This is a genomic window from Sandarakinorhabdus sp. (assembly GCF_051860625.1).
GTDB lineage: Bacteria > Pseudomonadota > Alphaproteobacteria > Sphingomonadales > Sphingomonadaceae > Sandarakinorhabdus.
Genome location: NZ_JBHYDQ010000001.1, coordinates 468,929 through 489,892 on the forward strand (window position 1 = coordinate 468,929; position 20,964 = coordinate 489,892).

Annotated in this window: 19 protein-coding genes; 2 read left to right on the top strand and 17 right to left on the bottom strand. The window is 65.4% G+C overall.

Going from position 1 to position 20,964, the window contains the following annotated elements:
• Positions 1-59: 59 nt before the first annotated feature.
• The 3 genes from ACTIEZ_RS02280 to ACTIEZ_RS02290 all read right to left on the bottom strand — a co-directional run bounded on the left by ACTIEZ_RS02280 (position 60) and on the right by ACTIEZ_RS02290 (position 3,027).
• Complete coding sequence (locus ACTIEZ_RS02280; protein WP_439545021.1) at positions 60-746, bottom strand: class I SAM-dependent methyltransferase; 687 nt, start codon at positions 744-746, stop codon at positions 60-62.
• A complete protein-coding gene (locus ACTIEZ_RS02285; RefSeq protein ID WP_439545022.1) occupies positions 743-1,978 on the bottom strand; it encodes a DUF3419 family protein in 1,236 nt (411 codons plus the stop codon). Before ACTIEZ_RS02285 ends, ACTIEZ_RS02280 begins: the two co-directional genes overlap by 4 nt.
• A gap of 149 nt (positions 1,979-2,127) precedes the next feature.
• Positions 2,128-3,027: a hypothetical protein gene (locus ACTIEZ_RS02290; RefSeq protein WP_439545023.1), complete on the bottom strand. Its 900-nt coding sequence runs from the start codon at positions 3,025-3,027 to the stop codon at positions 2,128-2,130.
• 115 nt (positions 3,028-3,142) lie between these two features.
• Between ACTIEZ_RS02290 and ACTIEZ_RS02295 the strand changes: the two genes are divergently transcribed.
• Positions 3,143-4,456, top strand: coding sequence for an SLC13 family permease (locus ACTIEZ_RS02295; protein WP_439545024.1), 1,314 nt, complete (start codon positions 3,143-3,145; stop codon positions 4,454-4,456).
• Positions 4,457-4,471: 15 nt separating this feature from the next.
• Here the strand turns inward: ACTIEZ_RS02295 and dapD are convergent, their stop codons facing one another.
• Both dapD and ACTIEZ_RS02305 read right to left on the bottom strand, forming a co-directional pair.
• Positions 4,472-5,305 carry a 2,3,4,5-tetrahydropyridine-2,6-dicarboxylate N-succinyltransferase gene (gene dapD / locus ACTIEZ_RS02300; RefSeq protein WP_439545025.1) on the bottom strand — a complete coding sequence of 278 codons (834 nt, stop codon included), beginning with the start codon at positions 5,303-5,305 and terminating at the stop codon, positions 4,472-4,474.
• A complete protein-coding gene (locus ACTIEZ_RS02305; RefSeq protein WP_439545026.1) occupies positions 5,302-5,985 on the bottom strand; it encodes a pyrimidine 5'-nucleotidase in 684 nt (227 codons plus the stop codon). The genes dapD and ACTIEZ_RS02305 overlap by 4 nt, the downstream gene beginning before the upstream one ends.
• A gap of 253 nt (positions 5,986-6,238) precedes the next feature.
• On the opposite strand from ACTIEZ_RS02305, the gene ACTIEZ_RS02310 reads away from it, so the two are divergent.
• A complete protein-coding gene (locus ACTIEZ_RS02310; RefSeq protein ID WP_439545027.1) occupies positions 6,239-8,272 on the top strand; it encodes an FAD-dependent oxidoreductase in 2,034 nt (677 codons plus the stop codon).
• 33 nt (positions 8,273-8,305) lie between these two features.
• On the opposite strand, the gene ribH is transcribed toward ACTIEZ_RS02310, so the two are convergent.
• From ribH to ACTIEZ_RS02370, 12 genes are all read right to left on the bottom strand, one after another.
• Complete coding sequence (gene ribH / locus ACTIEZ_RS02315) at positions 8,306-8,722, bottom strand: 6,7-dimethyl-8-ribityllumazine synthase (protein WP_439545028.1); 417 nt, start codon at positions 8,720-8,722, stop codon at positions 8,306-8,308.
• Between the two features lie 2 nt (positions 8,723-8,724).
• Positions 8,725-10,002 (bottom strand): 3,4-dihydroxy-2-butanone-4-phosphate synthase, encoded by a 1,278-nt coding sequence (gene ribB, locus ACTIEZ_RS02320; RefSeq protein WP_439545029.1) that lies wholly within the window; start codon positions 10,000-10,002, stop codon positions 8,725-8,727.
• A gap of 55 nt (positions 10,003-10,057) precedes the next feature.
• Positions 10,058-10,660 (bottom strand): riboflavin synthase, encoded by a 603-nt coding sequence (locus tag ACTIEZ_RS02325; RefSeq protein WP_439545030.1) that lies wholly within the window; start codon positions 10,658-10,660, stop codon positions 10,058-10,060.
• Positions 10,661-10,669: 9 nt separating this feature from the next.
• Positions 10,670-11,614: a bifunctional diaminohydroxyphosphoribosylaminopyrimidine deaminase/5-amino-6-(5-phosphoribosylamino)uracil reductase RibD gene (gene ribD, locus ACTIEZ_RS02330; protein WP_439545082.1), complete on the bottom strand. Its 945-nt coding sequence runs from the start codon at positions 11,612-11,614 to the stop codon at positions 10,670-10,672.
• Between the two features lie 26 nt (positions 11,615-11,640).
• Complete coding sequence (locus ACTIEZ_RS02335; protein WP_439545031.1) at positions 11,641-12,054, bottom strand: hypothetical protein; 414 nt, start codon at positions 12,052-12,054, stop codon at positions 11,641-11,643.
• 59 nt (positions 12,055-12,113) lie between these two features.
• On the bottom strand, positions 12,114-13,427 hold the full coding sequence (gltX, locus tag ACTIEZ_RS02340) for a glutamate--tRNA ligase (protein WP_439545032.1): 1,314 nt from the start codon (positions 13,425-13,427) through the stop codon (positions 12,114-12,116).
• Between the two features lie 60 nt (positions 13,428-13,487).
• Positions 13,488-14,588, bottom strand: coding sequence for a peptidyl-alpha-hydroxyglycine alpha-amidating lyase family protein (locus ACTIEZ_RS02345; RefSeq protein ID WP_439545033.1), 1,101 nt, complete (start codon positions 14,586-14,588; stop codon positions 13,488-13,490).
• 51 nt (positions 14,589-14,639) lie between these two features.
• The gene (locus ACTIEZ_RS02350; RefSeq protein WP_439545034.1) at positions 14,640-15,086 is read right to left on the bottom strand and encodes a c-type cytochrome; all 447 of its coding nucleotides are present in this window, start codon (positions 15,084-15,086) and stop codon (positions 14,640-14,642) included.
• A 9-nt stretch (positions 15,087-15,095) separates the two neighbouring features.
• Positions 15,096-17,198 (bottom strand): outer membrane protein assembly factor BamB family protein, encoded by a 2,103-nt coding sequence (locus ACTIEZ_RS02355; protein WP_439545035.1) that lies wholly within the window; start codon positions 17,196-17,198, stop codon positions 15,096-15,098.
• A 29-nt stretch (positions 17,199-17,227) separates the two neighbouring features.
• Complete coding sequence (locus ACTIEZ_RS02360) at positions 17,228-18,238, bottom strand: dihydrodipicolinate synthase family protein (RefSeq protein ID WP_439545036.1); 1,011 nt, start codon at positions 18,236-18,238, stop codon at positions 17,228-17,230.
• A 116-nt stretch (positions 18,239-18,354) separates the two neighbouring features.
• Complete coding sequence (locus ACTIEZ_RS02365) at positions 18,355-19,308, bottom strand: hypothetical protein (RefSeq protein WP_439545037.1); 954 nt, start codon at positions 19,306-19,308, stop codon at positions 18,355-18,357.
• Positions 19,289-20,941 carry an NAD+ synthase gene (locus ACTIEZ_RS02370; RefSeq protein WP_439545038.1) on the bottom strand — a complete coding sequence of 551 codons (1,653 nt, stop codon included), beginning with the start codon at positions 20,939-20,941 and terminating at the stop codon, positions 19,289-19,291. Before ACTIEZ_RS02370 ends, ACTIEZ_RS02365 begins: the two co-directional genes overlap by 20 nt.
• Positions 20,942-20,964 lie beyond the last annotated feature (23 nt).

A 20,964-nucleotide genomic window follows, 5' to 3' on the forward strand; every position in this document is an offset into this window, starting at 1 on the left:
TCAATCCGCATGAGCGATAATGGCGTCCATCGCCGTTCGCAGCCAGCATGTCATGGCCTTCAGTGTGACCGACGCAGTTGCGCGACCCATGCGTAACCGGCCCGTGTCGATCGCCAATCACCGATCAGGCCCTGGGCCGCCGACACCTGGGCCACCGCTTCGCCAAGATCGGCGCGGGGTGTGACATCGAACCGTGCCAACCAGTTGAACAGGAACGCCCGAAACGCGGCGGGCAGTCGTTCCTGCTGGCCAAAGTCGACCAGATCGAGCCGACCACCCGGCGCCAGCGCGGCCGCGGATTGCGCCAGCGCGGCGCGCCAGTCGGGGATCATCGACAAGGTGTAGGACAGGAAGACGCGATCGAACCCGGTGCCGTCCGATAGCGCTGCCGGATCGAAGGCCGTGGCATCACCTGGTCGCAGGGTGATGCGGCCGTCCAACCCGGCGCGCGCCACATTGCTGCGCGCCGTGGCCAGCATTTCCTGGCTGATATCGATGCCGGTGAAGCGGGCGCCCGGGAAACGCCGAGCGGCAGCAATAAGGTTACGCCCGGTGCCGCAGCCGACCTCCAGCACGTGGCAACCGGTGCCGGCATCAAGCCCAGCAATGAGATCATCGCGCCCGAGCAAATAATATTTGCGGGTCAGATCGTAAAAGTGCCGTTGGCGCCGGTAGATGCGGTCCATCGCCTTGGCGTGGGCGGCGGCGTGGGCCGCGCCTTGGGCGAGCGCCCCATCGTCACTCATGCGGCGTTGAGGACATAGAGGTGGACACCGCCATAGATCGACGAGCGATCAGAGCGGGTGAAGCTGGCGGAGTCTTCGGCCGCATAGGTCCAGCGCGCCAGCAATTCATCGGGAACCCGGCCGGGCAACAATGTTGGTTCGGCGGCGGTGCGGAACAGCACGCGGGCGCCAGGCCGTGCGGTGCGGGTGATCTCGCTCCACAATTCGGTCAACTGCGCGTCGGTCATCCAGTCCTGCGCGTCGAGCAGCACATAGCGGTCGCAACTGCCCGCCGGCTGGCCCCGCAGAAAATCGACATAGTTGATGTGGCGATAATCGACCCGGTCCGTGCGGGCGGCGACGGCGGCGTGATTTGCGGCCTGCAGATAGGGCGGCAGCGGGGCAGCCTCGTGTTTGCCATAGCCGCGTCCGAACGCCTGCCAGGCGAAATAATTCTCCGAAATGGCAAAATCGCACGACAGTTTTTCCAGCCGGGCGCGCAGCACGCTGGCCATGTCGGGCGCATCCCCCAGCAGCGCCTGGTACTGCGCCGGCGGGATGCCCAGCCCGAACAGCGAGGCCGGGTTGCTGGTCAGCCAGCGCACGAACTTCTTGTCGAATAACGGGGCAAATTTGGTTTCGAAAATCGCGCGCTGTTCCTCCAGGCTCTTGGCTTCCAGCATTTCGCGGGTGTCGATGCCATAGGCGCGGGCCAGCAACTGTCCGGTGATGATGAAGCTGCCGAGCAGCCCGCGGCGGTAGAAATTCCTGGCGAACCCGCCAATGCGCTTGCGACCGATGGGATCGCGCCCTTCCCAGTAATCGCGCGACACCGGATCGAGATGCGGCGCGACATGCGCCTTGTAAGCCGCGACATTGGCCGGGCTGTCGGCATCGGCAAAGAAACGGTGAAAACTCGGCTGGTCCGGCAGATGGCGGGCCGCCGCCAGTTTCAGTTTGCCGAGCGCGACATGCGCGGTGTTGAGATCGACCGCCGTGATCCGCGCCGGATCCGCCGTCAGATACGACAGGACATTGCAGCCGCCGCTGGCGATGGTAACCAGATGCATGCCCGGCCCCAGCTGCAGCGCCGCCAGATCGACGACCGGGTCTTCCCAGATTTGTGCATAGACCAGCCCGCGAAAGGCGAAGGTGAAGGCGCGCTCCAGCACCCCTTGCTTGCTGAATTCATCATGGCGATGCACCGCATCGCGAACAGCAGTGTGACGGGCTTTGGCGAGCGCAACGGCCATCTGTGTGTTTCCCCAGCGGTTTCCGGGCCTCTAGGCTGGGGGCATGACATTGTTGTGACAGTCAAAAAAAAGCAGCATTTCTGACATGTTGGCGCCGTGACCTTACGCCATTGCAGCCCGTTGCAAGTTGCGGTGCATTTTGGGGCGCATCAACTTGCCCGACGGACAGGCTGTCCCACATCCCAATTGCCAAGCACGGCGCCTTCGGCATCTTCGATGGCAACCTGATCCAACGTGACGGAGACGGCACAGATCGGGCGTTGTTGCGGCCCGCCCGGTTGGCTGCAATAGACCGGGCCGCCGCCGGCGTTCCCCGCTAACCGACCCCGCAGCCGCAGCCGCAAGCCGTTGGCAAAACTGGCCGGCAATTCGCTCATCCGCTGCGTCACGGTAAACGGGCGGTCAGCTCGCGCGGCCTGGCGGCCGGCCTCGGCGGTGAAGAACTGGACCAGCATCAGGCTCTGTTCGGGCGGTGCGGGAGGTTGTGGGAGCGCCAGAGGCAGCGGGAAGGGCGTGTTTGCGGCAATGATTGTCTGGGCGGCGGCGGGCGGACAGGCCTCGCTGCGTGTCCACGGCCGCGGGATCCAATAGGCCTCGATTCCAGCGACCGTTTCGGGCAGCGGGATGCCAAGGAAATCGGCAGGCTGCCAGCCGATCGGCGCCGCCTGCACACGCAGCACGGATTTTTCCGCATCATAGCGCCAGCGCATCGGCGCCGTGCTGTCGGCTGGCGCCGGCCCGTTGCAACCGAAGGCCAGTCGCATATCGAACCGCCGTCCGTCGGCCGCCTTCAGATCGTCCGGCAGGCGGTTGCCGCTGGCGATTGCGTCGGCCGCCGCCGCGGCCAGCGCGATCAAGTCACTGCGGCCCAGGATGCTCGGTTCGATGGGCTCCGGTACCGCCACGATAACCGGCGGCGCGGCCACGACCACGGGCGGCGCCGATGCGGATTCCCGGCCGAGCAGGAAGCCGCCGACCGCCACGACCAAGGCAATGCCAAGCCCGCTGGCCAGGGCCTGGCGGCTGGTGCGCGAACTGGGATCCACCATGGCAGGGTGATAGCATAGGGCGCCGGGCCCGCCACATTACAAACTTTGCTGTTCTCGCTGCGACGTTCTGGCCATATGGATGGCGCCATGCCGCAAGCATCGTGTCGGGACTTATGTGAATTTTGACCAGATCCTCACGTTGCTGGTGCTGGCAAGCGTGGTTGCTGCGCTGATCTGGGGCAAGCAGCGGGCCGATGTCGTCGCGCTGGCCGGATCGGCAGTGCTGTTGATGACGGGCGTGGTGCGTCCGGTCGAGGTGCAGGGCGCCTTTGCCAGCCCGGCCATCATCGCGTTGGCCTCGCTGTTCGTGATTGCCTATGCGCTGGAACTGTCGGGACTGCTCGATCGGGGCATCAAGGCGGCGGTTGCGATGTGCCAGCGGCTTGGCGCGGCCGGTCTCTGGCTGTTACTGGGCATCATCGGCGTGCTGTCAGCATTTCTGAACAGCACACCCATCGTGGTGCTGGGCGCGCCGGTGGTGCGCGATGTCGCCAATTCGCTGAAGCTGCCGCCAAAGCGCTTTCTGATGCCCTTGTCTTACCTGGCGATCATGGGCGGCTGCTGCACCCTGGTTGGCACCTCCACCAATCTGCTGGTGGACGACATGGCCCGTATCGCCGGACAGCCGCGCTTCACCATGTTTGAAATCACGCCGGTGGGGCTGCCGGTGGCGCTGGCGGGGGCGCTTTATCTGGTGTTGCTGAGCGGGCGCTTGTTGGGCGCCGATGCCATGAAGGCGCCGGTTGAGGACGCCGCCACGACAGCGCCGACGGTGCTCGATTTTCCATCCGGCCAGATCGGTGATGTGAAACTGTTTGCGGCCCGGCAGCCCTTCCAGCCATTGAAGGCCGCCATCGCGCTGACCGTGTTCGTGGGCGCTATCACCCTATCGGCGCTGAACGTTGCACCGATCGCGGCGACGGCCTTTGCGGGGGCTGTCGTGCTGATCCTGCTGAAGGTGATCAGCGCCGATCAGGCCTATAGCGGCCTGAAACCGGACATACTGATCCTGATCGCCGGCATGGTGGTGATCGGCATCGCCATGCAGGAAAGCGGGCTGGCCGCGGCGATGACCGAAGGCCTGATCGGTGCACTCTCGGGCGTGCAGCCGCTGATGGCGCTCATTCTGCTCTATCTGGCGACCACGCTGTTGACCGAGGCGCTGTCGAACGCGACGGTTGCCGTGCTGGTAACACCGATTGCCGTGGCGCTGGCCGAAAGCCTGGGGGTGAGCCCGCGGCCGTTTCTGATCGCCGTGATGATGGCCGGCAGCGCCGCCTTTGCAACGCCGTTCGGTTATCAGACCAATGTGATCGTCTACCAGTTCGGCGGATACCGCTACATGGATTTCGTGCGGGTCGGCGTGCCGCTCAACCTGTTGACGGGAGCCGTGGCGATCTTCGCGATCACCATCATGTTTCCGTTCTGATCGTCGTGCTTTGGCTCAATCGCGCAACAGCTCATTGATGCCCGTCTTGCTGCGCGTCTGGGCGTCCACGGTCTTCACGATCACGGCACAATAAAGATTGGGCCCCGGGGTGCCATCGGGCAGCGGCTTGCCTGGCAGCGTGCCCGAAACAACGACGGCATAGGGCGGCACGCGGCCGATGTGGATTTCGCCCGTCGCACGATCGATGATCTTGGTGCTCGCGCCCAGATAGACGCCCATCGACAACACGGCACCATCGCCCACGATCACGCCTTCGGCGACTTCGGCGCGGGCGCCGATGAAGGCACCGTCCCCGATGGTCACCGGATTGGCCTGCAGCGGTTCCAGCACGCCGCCGATGCCGGCACCGCCGCTGATGTGCACATTCTCACCGATCTGGGCGCAACTGCCCACCGTGGCCCAGGTATCGACCATGGTGCCCTTGCCCACGCGCGCGCCGATGTTGACGAAGCTGGGCATCAGCACGACGCCGGGCGCGATATAGGCGCCGCGCCGCACGATGGCACCGGGGACCGCGCGGAAACCGGCGTCGCGAAAGCGATTGTCACCCCACGTATCGAATTTCAGCGGCACCTTGTCATAGAAATTGGCATTGCCAAAACCGGGCATGACCTGGTTGTCGTTAAGCCGGAAACTGAGCAGCACGGCCTTCTTCAGCCACTGGTGGGTGGTCCAGCCGCCTTGCCCATCGGGTTCGGCAACGCGCAGTTCGCCGCTGTCCAGCAGGGCCAGTGCATGATCGACGGCAAGGCGCAGCTCGCCATGCGTTTTCGAAGTCACGTCGGCGCGGCTCTCCCAGCCGGCCTCGATCACATCCATCATGCTCATGTGCGCTCCAATTCCGTCAACACGCCGGCCAGAAAGCCGGCCAGATCCTCGATGATATAATCGATATGGCTGCTGCCACCGACGGGGCCCTGCTCAGAGCCATTGTCGATCCACACTGTGGTCATGCCGATGGCCTTGGCCGGCGCCAGATTGCGCGCCATGTCTTCCACGAACAGGGATGTGATCGGGTCGATATCGTGGGTGGCGCAGATATGGGCATAGGCCGGCGCTTGCGGCTTGGGCACATAGCCAAGGGCATGGATATCGTGGAGCGCATCAAAGGCTTCGGACAGGCCCAGCCGGGCCAGCACACGTGTCGCATAAGGCGCGTCGGCGTTGGTGAAGACGAACTTCCGGCCCGGCAGCCGGCCGATCAGTTCGCCCAGCTCAGGGTGCGGGTCGATCACATCGATATCGACATCATGCACATCCGTCAGGAAATGATGGGGATCGACACCATGCAACGACATCAGGCCGGGCAGGGTCATGCCGTGCGTGTGATAAAGGCTTTTCTGGATGCGATGCGCTTCGACAGGGTCCACGCTCAGCAGCCGCTGGATATATTGGCCCATGCGGGCATCGATCTGCGGAAACAACGCCGCCTTCGCCGGATACAGCGTGTTGTCCAGGTCGAAGATCCAGGTATCGATGTTGGAAAGCGCCGCCATTGTTGCGGGCATAGGCGCAAAAGGGGTGTGCCGCCAAGAGGGAGCAAGAACGGGGGCAGCGGGGGCGGTGGAAAGCGGGTCGGGTCGCCAGGCCACCGCCCACGCTGGCCTGTGGAGGACAGGCTTGGGCACGTTATGCGCGCAGCACGATCATGTTGCACTGCGGCGTGCGCACCGCGCTTCAGAGTGTCGCGGATGGGATAGCAAGCGAGCCCGCATGGAACTGGGAGGATGACCGGCGCTGCGGCTGGGGTATCATGTCGCCATGGCTACACATGACCGCTATCCGCTGATGTTCTCCCCGCTCGATCTGGGCTTCACGCGCCTCAAGAATCGCGTGCTGATGGGATCGATGCACACTGGCCTCGAGGATATCGAGGGCGGGTTCGAGCGCATGGCGGCGTTTTTCGCGGAACGGGCGCGCGGCGGGGTGGGCATGATCATTACCGGCGGCATCGCGCCGAATCACGAAGGTGGCGGCGGCGCCAAGCTTTCGACGCCGCAAGAAGCCGCCCAGCACCGCATCGTCACCGAGGCCGTGCATGCCGCCGATCCAGACGTGAAGATCGTCATGCAGATCCTCCATGCCGGGCCGCTGGCCGGCACCCCCGCCTGTGTGGCGCCATCGGCGGTGCGCAGCCGCATCGGGCGTTTTGTCCCGAACGAACTGGACGCGGACGGCATCGAGAAGCAGCTGGCGGATTTTGCCAATTGCGCAAGCTTGGCGAGGGCAGCGGGCTATGACGGGGTGGAGATCATCGGTTCGGCCGGCTATCTGCTCTCGACCTTCCTCGTCGAAAAAACCAACACCCGCACCGATGAATGGGGCGGCAGTTTCGAGAATCGCATGCGCTTCCCGGTGGAGGTGATCCGCCGGGCGCGGGCGGCGGTGGGGGATGATTTCATCCTGATCTTCCGCATTCCGGCGATGGATATGCTGGACGGCGGCATGTCGGGCGACGAGGTGATCCAGTTGGCAAAGGCCGTGGAGGCCGCCGGCGCGACGATCATCAGCACGCACTTCACCTGGCACGAAGCCCAGGTGCCGACCATCGCCACCATGGTGCCGCGCGCCGCCTTTGCCGAAGTGACCGGGCGCATCCGGAGCCATGTGACCGTGCCGATGATCACGTCGAATCGCATCAACATGCCTGATGTGGTGGAACAGGTGCTGGCCGCCGGCCATGCCGATCTCGTGTCGATGGCGCGGCCGATGCTGGCCGATGCCGATCTGGTCAACAAGGCGTATGAAGGCCGCGAGGACGAGATCAACACCTGCATCGCCTGCAACCAGGCATGCCTTGATCACACCTTCACCGGCCGGCTGACCTCGTGCCTGGTCAACCCGCGTGCCTGCAATGAAACATTGATCGTGCCGCAGCCCACCACGCGTCCGCGCGATCTGGCGGTGGTGGGCGCCGGGCCGGCGGGCCTCGCCTTCGCCACCGAAGCCGCTCAGCGCGGCCACAAGGTGACGCTCTATGATGCTGCGGCCGAGATCGGCGGCCAGTTCAATCTGGCGCGCCGCGTGCCGGGCAAGGAGGAATTTTCCGAAACCCTGCGCTATTTCCGGCGCATGATCGAAAAACTCGGCATCACCCTGCGGCTGAACACGCGGGTGGATGCCGACATGCTGGCTGCGGCGGGTCATGACGAGGTGATCGTCGCCACCGGCATCCGCCCGCGCGTGCCCGATGTGGCCGGCATCGATCATCCCAAGGCTGTGGGCTATATCGATGCGATCATGGGCCGGCGCGATATCGGCAAGCGCGTGGCGATCATGGGCGCCGGCGGCATCGGCTTCGATGTGGCGACGCTGATCACCCATGCCGGGCCGTCGGCGGCGATGGATATCCCGACCTTCTGCCGGGAATGGGGCGTGGATTTCGCCGGCCATCCGCGCGGCGGGGTGACGGGCATCGCGCCGCAGATCGAACATGCCGGGCGGGAGGTGACGATCCTGCAGCGCCGCGACGGCGCGCCCGGGCGATCGCTGGGCAAGACCACCGGCTGGACCCACCGGCTGAGCCTGCAGCGCCGCGGCGTGAAGCTGCTGGGCGGTGTCACCTATCTGCGCATCGATGACGCGGGCCTGCACTGTCTGGTGAACGGTGAACCGCGGTTGTTCGCGGTGGACACGGTGATCGTCTGCGCCGGGCAGGAACCGGAGCGCAGCCTGTATGACGCGCTGATCGCGCGCGGTGTGCCGGCGCAGCTGGTGGGCGGCGCGCAGGAAGCCGGCGAACTGGACGCCAAGCGCGCCATTGCCGAAGCGACGGCGCTGGCGCTGGCGGCGTAAAAACGCCCTCCCCACAACGGGGAGGGCGTTGGTTCACGCAAAGCGTTCCCGCAGCGCCACCATGGCCAGCGCTGCCTTGGCGGCCTCACCGCCCTTGTCCTTCTGCCCCTTGTCGGCGCGCGCGATGGCCTGGGCTTCGTTTTCCACGGTCAATATGCCGTTGCCGATGGCCAGCCCGTCCAGGGTGAGCGCCATGATGGCGCGGGCGCTTTCGCCGGCGACAATCTCGAAGTGGTACGTCTCGCCGCGGATCACGCAGCCGCTGGCGACATAGCCGTCATATTTGCCCGCAGCTTCGGCAAAGGCGATGGCGGCGGGGATTTCCAGCGCGCCGGGCACGGTGATCACTTCGTGGGTGGCGCCGGCGGCATTCAGGGCCGCCTTGATGCCATCCAGCATCATGTCGGCGATATGGTCATAGAAACGGGCTTCGACGATGAGGATGTGCATGGTCAACTCCGGGCAGGAATGGCGCGTTCGCCGACCACTTTCAGGCCATAGCCTTCGATGCCGACGATGTTGCGGTGCTGGTTGGTGAGCAGGATCATCTCGGACACACCGAGATCGACCAATATCTGCGCGCCGATGCCGTAATCGCGCAAGGTGATCGGCTCGCCCTGGTCCTTTGCGCGCATCTGTTCGGAAATGGCGGTGGGGCTGCCGTCGCGGATGATGACGATGATGCCGGCGCCTTCCCGGCCGATCTCGTCCATGGCGCGGTTCAGCTGCCCGGCGCGGTTGCCCTTTTCGGCGAACATGTCGGTGAACATCGATTGGGTATGCACGCGCACCAGCGTGGGCTTGCCGGGCTCGATGCGGCCCTTCTGCAGCACCATATGTTCGCTGTACTCGGCGGTATTGGCATAGGTCTTGGCGATCCAGTCGCCGCCGTGCCAGCTTTCGAGGCGAGTCTCGGCCACGCATTTCACCAGCCGGTCATGGGCGTGGCGATAGGCGATCAGATCACGGATGGTGCCGATCTTCAGGCCGTGGCGGCGGGCAAACGGGATCAGATCGGGCAGGCGCGCCATGCTGCCATCATCGTTCATGATCTCGCAGATCACGCCCGACGGGTTCAGGCCAGCCAGGCGCGAGATGTCCACGCTTGCTTCGGTGTGGCCAGCGCGCACCAGCACGCCGCCGTCGCGCGCCACCAGCGGAAACACATGGCCGGGCGTGACGATATGTTCGGCGCCCTTGCCGGCATCGATGGCCACCGCGATGGTGCGGGCGCGATCGGCGGCCGAAATGCCGGTGGTCACGCCTTCCTTGGCTTCGATCGAAACGGTGAAGGCGGTGCTGTGGCGCGTGCCATTGTGTTGCGCCATCAACGGCAGGCCGAGCGCGCGCACCCGTTCGGAGGCCATGGCGAGGCAGATCAGGCCGCGGCCATGTTTGGCCATGAAATTGACGGCATCCGGCGTCGCCATCTGGCCTGGGACGATCAGATCGCCTTCATTTTCGCGGTCTTCATCATCAACCAGGATATACATGCGCCCGTTGCGGGCTTCGTTGATGATGTCGGTGATGGGAGACAGCGCCGGGCCGGCTTCGCGGTCGGCCAGCCAGGCTTCCAGCTTGCGCAGCGTGTCGGTTGTCGGGTTCCAGTCGGTTTCGTCCAGCGCGCGCAAGCTGTTGGCGTGCAGGCCGGCGGCGCGGGCCATGCCGGCCTTCGATTCCTCGCCGCTGGCAACAAGGTCACGCAGCCGCGTTATCAGGGACTCGCTCATCATCGCGCCTCACATCAGAATGTGATGCGATGTGTGCCGCTATCACATTACAGTGTCAAGCGCGAAGCTGGTTCATCCGGAACAGATAGCGGGCAAGCACGTCGATTTCGATATTCACTTCGTCGCCCACTGCAGCCGTGCCAAAGGTCGTCCAGTCGGCCGTGTGCGGGATCAGATTGATGGTGAACCAGTGGCCGAGATCATCATCGGCCACCTCGTTGACCGTAAGCGAGACGCCATTCAGGCTGACACTGCCCTTGGGCGCGATGTAAGGCGCGACGCTGGCCGGCATCTGGAAGGTGAAGCGTTTGGAGTCGCCCTCTGCGCTGATGTCGGTGATACGGCCCACCGCATCGACATGGCCGGTGACGATGTGGCCGCCAAGTTCATCGCCGACCTTGAGCGCGCGTTCCAGATTGAGGCGGGCGCCGGCCTGCCACATGCCCTTGGCCGTGCAGCGCTGCGTTTCTGCGGAAACATCGAAGGACAGGCTGTTCGCGGTCTTGCTGACCACGGTCAGGCACACGCCGCTGTTGGCCACCGACGCGCCGATGGCGATGCCGCCGGTGTCATAGCCAGTGGCGACGGTGACGCGCAGATCGCCGCGCTCCTCCACCGCCGTGATGGTGCCGATGTCGGTGATGATGCCGGTAAACATGAAACTGCCCTATCGGATGCGGGTGAAGCGTTCAATGCCGTCCGGCCCCAGCATGAATGCCGGCGCGGCGGCCCAGCGGCCATGCGCATGCGCCAGATCGTTCAGGCCGATATCGCCCAGCGTGCGGCCAGCGCCGATCAGAATCGGCGCGCGGTGCAACACCAGCGTGTCGACCAGATCGGCGGCGAGCAGGCTGGCAGCAAGGCCCATGCCGCCTTCCACCAGCACATGCAGCGCCGGATCGGCAGCAACGGCGGCAAGATCGGCAAAGTGCGCGACATGCGCTGGCAGGCCACCTGCGCGGCCAACCACGCCCACGCGCGGGCTGCGCGGTTCGAGGGTGGGCAGGCGCACGTCCAGCGTTGGCGCATCGGCATCCCAGGTGCCGCGGCCCACCACGATCAGATCGCACCGGCTGCGCAGCAGATGCGTGGCAGCACGGGCGCGCGGCGACGTGAGCCAGCGGCTGCGGCCATCGGCCATCGCAATGGCGCCATCCAGGCTGACGGCGAGTTTCAGGGTGATGTGCGGCCGGCCATGGCGCAACCGGGTGAGAAAGCCAGCCAAGCCTGCTTCGGCCTCGGCGGTGCGCACGCCGCTGGTCACCGCGATGCCAGCGGCGGCGAGGCGCGCGATGCCTTTGCCATTGGTGCGCGGATCAAGATCCGCGGCGGCCACCACCACTCGCGCCACGCCGGCGGCGATCAGGCTATCGGCACAGGCCGGGCCACGCACGCTGTTGTGCGCACAGGGCTCCAGCGTGACATGGGCGCATGCACCGCGCGCCGCCTCACCAGCTTGCTCTAGCGCCATCGCCTCGGCGTGGGGGCGACCGCCAGGCTGGGTGTGGCCACGGCCGACAACGCGGCCATCGCGCACGATCACGCAGCCGACGGACGGATTGGGGGTGGTCTGCCCGATGCCGCGGCTGGCCAGCGCGAGCGCCGCGCCCATCCAGCGCCAGTCCTCGTGATCGCCGCTCACTCGATGGGCGGTTCGGCCGGCGGCGGCACGCGCACGATGGCGTCGGTGGCCGGCTGCGCCTGCACATAAGGAATGTCCTTGGCCGGGCCGCCGCCTTCGACATAGGCATCATATTGCGCCTGCGCGTCGATCTTCGCCTGGCCCTGCAGTGTCGCGATGAAGGCGCGCGCTTCGGCCAATTTGGCTTCCCGTGCCGCCTTGGTGGCGTTCATGTCGGCAATGGCCTGTTCACGCGTGCGATCGGCCTTCCAGCTTTGCGCATAGATGATCTTTGAATCAGGCTTGGAATAGCCCCAGCGCGATTCGATCAGAAACAGGGTCATGATCGCGGCCGTGGCCAGCACCGCACCGCCGCCGATCCAGTATCGGGTGCGGCGCTGTTGGGCATCGGGCGGATCGAGAAAGGCCATGCGCTATCCATAAGGGCGCGGCCCAAGCTTTGCCAGAGGTGCGGCGTTCGGGCGCCCGCTCAGCCCGCCAGCCGGGCCAGGGCTGCGTCGCGCCCGATCAGCGGCAGCAACGCCGCCATTTCCGGGCCGTGCGGCTGGCCCGTGAACGCGAGGCGCAGCGGCAGGAACAGCGCCTTGCCCTTGCGGCCGGTGCTGGCCTTCAAGGTGTCGATCAGGCGCGCCCAGATGTCATCGCTCCATTCCAGCTCGGCCAGTGCGTCGCGCGCCGCGGCGATATAATCCGGCTCCTCGATCACCGCCGCAATCGGCCCGGTGATGACTTGGCTCCACAGTGCGGCTTCCTCGATCCGGGTGAGATTGCCGCGCACGGCGAGCCAGCCGGCCTCCGTCAAGTCGGCGGGCAGGCGCGATTGCACCTGGGCAAAGTCCATCAGATGCAGGCAGCGCGGCGACAGGGCGACCAGATCGGCCGGATCAAACCGCGCTGGTGCGCGGCCAAAGTGACTGAGCGAGAAGCCGGGCAACAGATCGGCCAACCGTGCCACCGGCTCGATCGGTTGCGACGTGCCGAGCCGGGCCAGCAGCGCAGCAATCGCCACGGCCTCGATTCCCTGTTCGCGCCACTGATCGACCCCATCCGATCCCAGCCGTTTCGACAGCGCGGCATCCTTGCCAGTGAACAGCGCCATGTGCGCCAGCCGTGGCGCTGTTGCGCCCAGCGCGGCGAACATCTGCAACTGCACGGCGCTGTTGGTGACATGATCCTCACCGCGCACAATGTCGGTGATCCCCAGATCGATATCGTCGACCACCGATGGCAGCATGTACAGCCAGGTGCCATCGCCGCGACGCACCACCGGATCGGACAGGCTGGCCGCATCGAAATCGCAAGACCCGCGTACCGCATCGTCCCAGTGGATGGCGCTGTCGTCCAGCTTGAAGCGCCAGTGCGGGCTGCGGCCCTGCGCCGCCAGTGCGGCGTGGTCTTGGTCGGAAAGCGCCAGCGCGGCCCGGTCATAGATCGGCGGCAGCCCGCGCGACAGGGCAACGCGGCGCTTCAGCTCCAGCTCTTCCGGCGTTTCATAACAGCGATAGGCGCGGCCCTGCGCCGCCAGCGCATCGAGCGCGGCCTGATACAGCGCGAAGCGTTCGGACTGCTTGACCTCGGCATCGGGCACCAGCCCCAACCACGCCAGATCATCGCGGATCGATTGCGCCGACGCTTCGGTAGAGCGCGCCAGATCGGTATCGTCCAGCCGCAACACGAAGCGGCCGCCAGCCGATCTGGCCAGCAGCCAGTTGACCAGCGCGGTACGGATATTGCCGGCATGGAGCCGGCCGGTGGGGGATGGAGCGAAACGGGTGACGATCATCTGCCTGCCCATAGGCCAAGCGGGGCCGGGCCGGAAGACACAGTCAGAAACCGGGCCGAATCACTTCACCGGCACATGCCGCGCCACCAGGCGCTCCTTCACCTGCGCGCCATAGATCACACCGTTGCGATCCACCGTGATGCCCTCGGCGTTGCTGGTGGCGCCCTTGTCGGGATCGGGATCGGTGTCGGGGATGAAGGCCGTCACCTTGCCGTCCTTCACGCTGCCGATGCGGATGCCGCGCTGCCAGCCGGGGTTGTAACCATAGCCGACCGGGCGCCGGCTTTCGCTGTCGGCGCTGTAGAGCATGTCGTTCTTGTCGATGAACAGGCCCGATGGCCGGCCGAACTGGAACCAGCTGTTCAGCAATTTGCCGTTCTGGGTATAGACCTGCACGCGGTTGTTCCAGCGATCGCCGACATAGAGCAGGCCCTTCGAATCCATCGCCAGCGCGTGCGGCACTTCCAGGTCGCCCTGCTGCTGGCCGGGCTGGCCCCATTGCATCAGATACTTGCCCTTGGCGTTATATTTCAGGATGCGGGCGACACCGCGATCGGCTTCGTGGCCGTCCGACACGAAAATATCGCCGTTCTTCGCGACGAGCACCGCATTGGGTTCGGTGAACACATCGGTGCCCTTGCCCTGTACGCCGGGCTTGCCCAGCGTCATCAGCAATTTGCCGTCGGGCGAGAATTTCATCACCGTCGCGCCCTTGCCCCCATTTTGTCCGCTCACGGCGCGGGCGTCGGTCAGCCAGATATTGTCCTTGGCATCGATGAAGAAACCGTGCGGGAACACCGTCAGCCCGCCGCCGAACGCCTTGATGAAATTGCCATTTTCATCGAATTCCATGATCGGATCGATGTTGCTGGTCGCACAATTGTTGGCGCCGCAGCGCTCGGCGATCCAGATATGGCCCTTGCTGTCCACACCCACCGCGCTCGTCGATCCCATCACGCGGCCGGGCGGCAGCTTGAAGAAATTGAGGTCGCTGCGGTAGCCGTTGGGCTGCTTGTTGGTCTCCGCGGTCAGCGGGGCCGGTTTGGGCAGCGTGTCCACCGTCCACACCGGGCGCGGCGGGGTTGTGGCCGCCTGCTGGGCCACGGCGGCGGTGCCGGCCAGCAGGGCCGCGGCCACGAACAGGCGTTTCTTCATATCCATCCCCCAAGCTTCTTCGGGCCGCCTTTGCAGCGTGCCCGGCGGCTGCACGGTTCAGCTTCCGGTGCTGTCCGGCTTCTGCGCCGTGATGCCGATCATCGCCAGCACTTCCGACCGGCGATCAAGCGGCTGGCCACCTTCCGGAAAGCCGTTGTTCTTCAACAGGAAGGCCAGCACATCGGCATATTCTTCACGAGTCATCGATTGCGGATCATTCTGCGGCATCGTGGTGCGCACCCGATCGTAAAGATCGCCCACCGTCAGCGTGTCCCAATGGCTGACGAATTCGCCACCGATCAGCGCCGGTGCTTCGCCGGTGCCGTTCAGCGCCGCACCATGGCAGGCGCCGCAACGCTGGGCATAGAGCCCGGCGCCGCGCTCTGCCTGTTCAGGCGTGAACACGCCCTGCCATACCGATTTGCCGCCATCCTGGGCCAGCGCGCTGCTGCCCAGAACAATGGCGAGGCCAAGCGGCAGGGCAAACACAACCGAACGCATCATTTCACTCCGTTATCGCTTGTTCGGCAGTGCATAGGCGATGAACTCGCCCGATGCGTTGCCACCACTGGTCGGCACGATGATATACTGCTTTGCGCCCACCATATAGGTCATCGGCGAACCCGATTGGGTGGACGGCATGTACACCGCACCGACTTCCTGGCCGGTCTGCTTGTCATAGGCGCGCAGCATGGCACCGCGCGGGTGGTCGGGGGTGGTGGTGTATTGATTTTCCCCGGCGATCACCACGGTTTTCGTCACCAGCGTCCCGATCTGATAGGTGGCCTGGCCGGTGCGCGCAATGCCGCCCATCGCCTTGATCACCGGGTGATTGCGCACGAAATCCGGGGTTTCGCCGTGGGCGATCTGCCATTTGATCGTGCCGCTGTTCACATCGATGGCGCTGATCGTGCCATAGGGCGGCTTGACCAGCGGCAAACCATCGACGGCCAGGCGCGGCGGGCCACCGCCGGCACCGGGCGGCGAGGATGGCGCCGGGCTGTCCGCGCCAGCGCCTTCGCCGGGGCCCTTGATCATCACCACCGGCTGGCCGGCCACGCCGACGACGAGCGGAATATCGGACAGACCTGCGGGTGGCGGCAGCAGTCCGGTGGAGGAGATGCAGGCGCCGCAGGCATAGACATAGGCGATGCCGGATTCGGGATCGAAGCTGCCTCCGGGCCAGTTGGTGCCACCCTGGGCCCAATTGTTGATCACGCCGAATTTCTCCGGCGTGGAAACGATTGGCGGCGTGTAGACCGGGCCAAGCTTGTATTTGCTGGTCAATGTCAGCGCCTTGGCCTTTAGCTCCGGCGTGAAATCGATCAGATCCTTTTCTTCCACACCGTTGCGGGCATAGACTGGCGGCTTGGTGGGCATCGGCTGGGTGGGCGAATACCACTCGCCGGGCACATCGCCCTTGGCGACCTTCACTTCCTTGATCGGCCACACCGGTTCGCCGGTGGCCCGATCAAAGACATAAAAGAATCCCTGCTTGGATGGCAGGCCGACGACCTTGCGCGGCTTGCCATCCACCGTCACGTCCATCAGCAGCGGCGCCGAGCTGTTGTCGAGATCCCAGATCTCGTGGTGGATGAGTTGATAGTGCCAGCGGCGTTCGCCGGTTTTCAGGTCCACCGCCACCAGGCTGTTGCCGAACAGATTGGGGCCGGGCCGCTTGCCGCCGTAGAAATCCGATGTCGGCGATTCGACCGCGAGATAGGCCAGGCCCAGATCCTCATCCACCGACACCTGCGTCCACACGCCAGTGTTGCCGTTCACGTCGGCTGCGTTGTTCAGCCAGGTCTCATACCCAAACTCGCCTTTCTTGGGCACGGTGTGGAAGGTCCAGATGCGCTTGCCGGTGCGCACATCGAAGGCGCGGACATAGCCCTTGGTGTTGTTGTGGGTGCGCGGCGTGAAGCCTTCGCGGAAGGCCGCGCCGATGATGATGGTGTTGCCTGCCACTGCCGGCGCCGAGTGCACACCAACTTCGCCGGTATCAAGATCGCCCAGATCCTGATCGAAATCGGTCTTCAGATCCACAATGCCATTGGTGCCGAAATCCGGATCGGGGCGGCCGGTGTCGGCGTCCAGACTGACCAGGCGATAGCCGATGGTGGTATAAAGAATGCGGCGCTTGGTGCCGTCGGTCCAGTAGCTGAGGCCGCGGCCCGACAGCGCGCGCGGGCTTTCGGCCGAACGCTTGCCCTCGTGCAGCGCATAGGTCCACAGCAGTTCGCCAGTGGCGCCATTCAAGGCCACCACGGCGCGGCGGGTGCCGCCGGTGGTATAGACAACACCGTCCACCGCGAGCGGGGTCGATTCCAGCTTATATTCGGGGCGCGAGCCCAGAATGTCGGTCTTGAAGCGCCAGGCGATCTCCAGATCGTTGAAATTGCCGGCATTGATCTGATCGAGCGGCGAATAACGGCTGCCTTTCAGATCGGCATTGTAGGTGGTCCAGTTGGCGACTCCGGCGGTCGTGCGCGCAGACACCGTGCCTTCCTTGGCCGGGGTTTGCGCCAGCGCGCCGGGCGCCGCGTTCAGCAGCAGCGCGGCGGCGATGGAAAGTGGCAGGATACGGGTGATCATCATCGGTCTGGTCTTTCGCATGGGAAGGGGCGGGCGGAGGGGCTGGATCGTCAGGCCAGCGCCATCGCCTTTTCCACACCGGTCTTCAGGCTGGTCTTCTGCGCGTCGGTCAACTGCGGATAGGGGGTGCGCGCATACATCATCGGGCCGCCCATCCGCAGCGACAGCACATATTTCATCGACGCATAGGTGTTGGCGCCCATGTTGTGATCGCGGATCACCGTCTGCGCGGCGCGCAGATGCTCGAGCTTGGCCTGCCAGTCGCCCTTGGCCCGGTAGGTCTTGAAGATATCCGCGCACTTGTCGCTGAACTGGTTGCCGTCAGCCAGGATGGCGCCCATGCCGGCCGACACCGCCGGAATCAGGTTGTTCGACGTGCCGCAACGCATGTTGAGCTCCGGGAAAGCCGTCAGGAATTTCTGGAAGCCTTCGGCGCTGCCCGACGAATCCTTGATGCCGGCCAGATGCGGATATTTCATCATCGCCTGCAGCAGTTCATGGGTGATCGCAACCTCCGACGTGCCGGGGATGTGATAAAGGTTGATCGGGATCGACACCGCTTCGAACAACTGGGTGTAATAATGGATCAGCCCATCGTTGGGCGGCTGGTTGAAGTAGAACGGCGGGATCACCAGCAGGCCATCGGCGCCAACGCTTTGGGCATGCTTGGCCAGTTCGATCGTCTCGATGATGTTGGGTGTGCCGGGGCCGACCATGATGTTCATGTTGCCCTTGTGCTTCATCGCCGTCTCGGTGATGAACTTGCGCTCGGCCATCGAGAAGCTCGGGAACTCGCCCGACGTGCCGAGCACGACAACGCCGTCGGCGCCGCATTTCTGGTGCCATTCCATCACCGCCTTCATCGCGCCGGGATCGAACATGCCCTTGGCATCGCACGGCGTCACGGTGGCCACCCAGTAAGCGACCTTTTCCTTCGAGCCGAGGCGGCGGGCGCCTGCGTAGGTGCCATCCGGAAACTGTGCGGCGACCGGTGCGGCAGCAGTGGCAAGTGCGGCGGCAGCAGCGGCACCAGCCAAGGTTTCACGACGATTGATGTTCACGTGCGTTCCTCCCCAAGAACGGTCGCCGTCTGAGCGGTGTATCGACCGGATATTCCATCATTGCGCCAGACAGGCCATGCGGCAAGATGCTTGTGCCGCCGGATTCCCCGCTTTGTTCAACTGGCAAGGCAGGTCAGTTGCAATCGATCCGGTTGGCGCTGCCAATTGATGCTGGCGCAGCGGGCGAGCATGTCCTGGCCCAGCTTCAGCACCGCCCAACCGGGCTGGCGCGCGCGGCGGCCGATCACGGTCAGCGCCGTATCCGGGTTGGCGTCAGGCGGCAGATCGGCGCGCCCGGCCCAATCGAACAAGCGGACATCGGCCGTGGCCAGCACCAGCCCGGCGATCTTGACGGGCCGTTCCAGCACGAGCGCGCGGACTGGGCGGGCGACGCCATAGGCAATCAGCACCCGCTGCACCGGACCATCGAGCCGACCAGCGCCAGCCTCGGCAAGAATACTGGCGGCGGCGGCACTGGCGACGCTGTTCGGGCGCAGCGGGTGCAATTCCACATCCAGCACCGCATCGCCGGCCAGCGCCCAATCGAAACCATAGGCATCGCTGCGGCCGATCCGCGCCGGCAGGGTAACGCTGTGATCCCCGTCGGTGTCCGGCCGCCAGCGCAGCGTCAGCGAGCTATGCGGCAGCAGCGGCAAGCCGATGGTGCCGTCACTGCCGGGCGGTTGCCCGGGCGGCGCGGTATCCGGCATCAGCACACGCGCCTTGATGGGCCGCCCGGCGATCAGCAGCACGTCACGGACGAAGGGGATCGATCGCGATGTCTGCCCAACGGCCACGTGATAGTTGCCGCGACTGACCGGCCTGCCATCGGGGCGCTCGGCGCCCGCCAGCATGGCATGGGCGCTGCTGCCGGGATTGATCTGCACGACATCGTCGCCGCCGATGTCCACCGTCAGCCGCAGTCGCTGCCCGGCAATCTCCACATCGATCAGCGGCGAAGACGCGGAAAGCTCCAGCGGCGGCAGTGGGGCCGACGCCTGCGCCGCCAGCGCTGGCGACATCAGCATCAGTGCGGCGAGCAGCGCCAGCTCAGGCCGTGCGAAACGCATTGCTGATCGGGTAACGCCGGTCGCGGCCGAAATTGCGGCCGCCGATCTTCACACCGGGCGGCGCCTGGCGGCGCTTGTATTCGGCGATGTAGAGCAGCCGCTCGATGCGGGCGACGGTGGCAGCGTCCAGCCCCTGCGCCACCAGGTCGGCGGCGGACTGTTCCAGCTCCACCAGACCATGCAGGATGGCATCGAGCAGCGGATAGGGCGGCAGGCTGTCGTCATCGCGCTGATTGTCGCGCAGTTCGGCGGTCGGCGGCTTGGTGATCACCCGCACCGGCATCACCGGGCCATCGGGGCCCAGCCCCAGCCGCGGGCGATGCGCATTGCGCCATTCGGAAACACGGAACACGGTCGTCTTGTAAACATCCTTCAGCACCGAATAGCCGCCGGCCATGTCGCCATAGATGGTGGCATAGCCCACGCTCATCTCGCTCTTGTTGCCGGTGGTCAGCAGCATGTGGCCAAATTTGTTCGAAAGCGCCATCAACGTGACGGCGCGGATGCGCGACTGGATATTCTCTTCGGTCAGGTCTGCGTCGCGCCCGGCAAACAGGGGCTGGAGCATCGCGTCAAACGCCTGCATGGCCGGCTCGATGCGCACCGTGTCCAGCCGGCAGCCGAGCATCGCTGCACAGCCTGCGGCATCTTCCAGGCTGTCGCGGCTGGTGTAGGGGCTGGGCAGCATCACGCACCACACCCGGTCCGCCCCCAGCGCATCGACCGCGACGGCGGCCGACAGCGCCGAATCGATGCCGCCCGACAGCCCCAGCACCACGCCGGGAAAGCGGTTGCGGTTCACATAATCGCGCAGGCCCACCAACATGGCGTGATAGATATCGGCAGGGTCCGCATCGGGCGGGCTGATCTCGCCGGGGGTACAGGCCCAGCCATTGGCCCCACGCTGCCACTGCGTGATGCGGATCGTTTCATCCCAGTCGGGCAACCGGTGCGCAAACGTGCGATCGGCATTCAGCACGAACGACGCGCCATCGAATACCAGCTCGTCCTGGCCGCCGACCCGGTTGAGAAACGCCATCGGCAAGCCGGTTTCGCTGACCCGCGCCACCGCCACCGACAGGCGGCGATCGCCCTTCGTCACTTCGAACGGGCTGCCATTGGGTGCCAGCAGCAGCTCTGCCCCGGTTTCGGCCAGGCATTCGCACACATCGGGAAACCAGATATCCTCGCAGATCGGCACGCCGATGCGCACACCGCGAAACATCATCGGGCCCTGCAGCGACGCGCTGGCAAACAGCCGCTTTTCATCGAAGGTGCCGTAATTGGGCAGATCATGCTTGCGGGCGATGCCGGCGATGCGCCCGCCATCGAGCAACAGCATGGCATTGAACAGCTTGCCATCCTCGGCCCAGGGCGCGCCGACCAGCAGCGCCGGGCCACCATCCGCCGTCGCCGCCGCCAGCCGCTCCACCTGCACCCGCGCCGCGGCGACCAGCGCGGGTTTCAGCACCAGATCCTCGGGCGGATAGCCGACAATGCTCAGCTCCGGCGTCAGCAGCAGATCGGCGCCGGCCGCCGCCGCGCGGGCCTGCAGGATGGCGTCGGCATTGCCGGCCACATCGCCGACACTGGCGTTCAACTGGGCAAGGGCGATGGTCAGCCGATCGGTCATGGTCCGCGCGATACAAGGCTTTG

What these genes read in the sequence shown, in the direction of transcription:
- ACTIEZ_RS02365 (WP_439545037.1), bottom strand. Translation starts at nt 19,308, where the DNA reads ATGCGTTTCGCACGGCCTGAGCTGGCGCTGCTCGCCGCACTGATGCTG.
- ACTIEZ_RS02280 (WP_439545021.1), bottom strand. Translation starts at nt 746, where the DNA reads ATGAGTGACGATGGGGCGCTCGCCCAAGGCGCGGCCCACGCCGCCGCC.
- gltX (WP_439545032.1), bottom strand. Translation starts at nt 13,427, where the DNA reads ATGATCGTCACCCGTTTCGCTCCATCCCCCACCGGCCGGCTCCATGCC.
- ACTIEZ_RS02335 (WP_439545031.1), bottom strand. Translation starts at nt 12,054, where the DNA reads ATGGCCTTTCTCGATCCGCCCGATGCCCAACAGCGCCGCACCCGATAC.
- ribB (WP_439545029.1), bottom strand. Translation starts at nt 10,002, where the DNA reads ATGAGCGAGTCCCTGATAACGCGGCTGCGTGACCTTGTTGCCAGCGGC.
- ACTIEZ_RS02355 (WP_439545035.1), bottom strand. Translation starts at nt 17,198, where the DNA reads ATGCGAAAGACCAGACCGATGATGATCACCCGTATCCTGCCACTTTCC.
- ACTIEZ_RS02285 (WP_439545022.1), bottom strand. Translation starts at nt 1,978, where the DNA reads ATGGCCGTTGCGCTCGCCAAAGCCCGTCACACTGCTGTTCGCGATGCG.
- ACTIEZ_RS02325 (WP_439545030.1), bottom strand. Translation starts at nt 10,660, where the DNA reads ATGTTTACCGGCATCATCACCGACATCGGCACCATCACGGCGGTGGAG.
- ACTIEZ_RS02290 (WP_439545023.1), bottom strand. Translation starts at nt 3,027, where the DNA reads ATGGTGGATCCCAGTTCGCGCACCAGCCGCCAGGCCCTGGCCAGCGGG.
- ribH (WP_439545028.1), bottom strand. Translation starts at nt 8,722, where the DNA reads ATGCACATCCTCATCGTCGAAGCCCGTTTCTATGACCATATCGCCGAC.
- ACTIEZ_RS02345 (WP_439545033.1), bottom strand. Translation starts at nt 14,588, where the DNA reads ATGGATATGAAGAAACGCCTGTTCGTGGCCGCGGCCCTGCTGGCCGGC.
- ACTIEZ_RS02310 (WP_439545027.1), top strand. Translation starts at nt 6,239, where the DNA reads ATGGCTACACATGACCGCTATCCGCTGATGTTCTCCCCGCTCGATCTG.
- ACTIEZ_RS02370 (WP_439545038.1), bottom strand. Translation starts at nt 20,941, where the DNA reads ATGACCGATCGGCTGACCATCGCCCTTGCCCAGTTGAACGCCAGTGTC.
- ACTIEZ_RS02305 (WP_439545026.1), bottom strand. Translation starts at nt 5,985, where the DNA reads ATGCCCGCAACAATGGCGGCGCTTTCCAACATCGATACCTGGATCTTC.
- ribD (WP_439545082.1), bottom strand. Translation starts at nt 11,614, where the DNA reads ATGGGCGCGGCGCTCGCGCTGGCCAGCCGCGGCATCGGGCAGACCACC.
- dapD (WP_439545025.1), bottom strand. Translation starts at nt 5,305, where the DNA reads ATGAGCATGATGGATGTGATCGAGGCCGGCTGGGAGAGCCGCGCCGAC.
- ACTIEZ_RS02350 (WP_439545034.1), bottom strand. Translation starts at nt 15,086, where the DNA reads ATGATGCGTTCGGTTGTGTTTGCCCTGCCGCTTGGCCTCGCCATTGTT.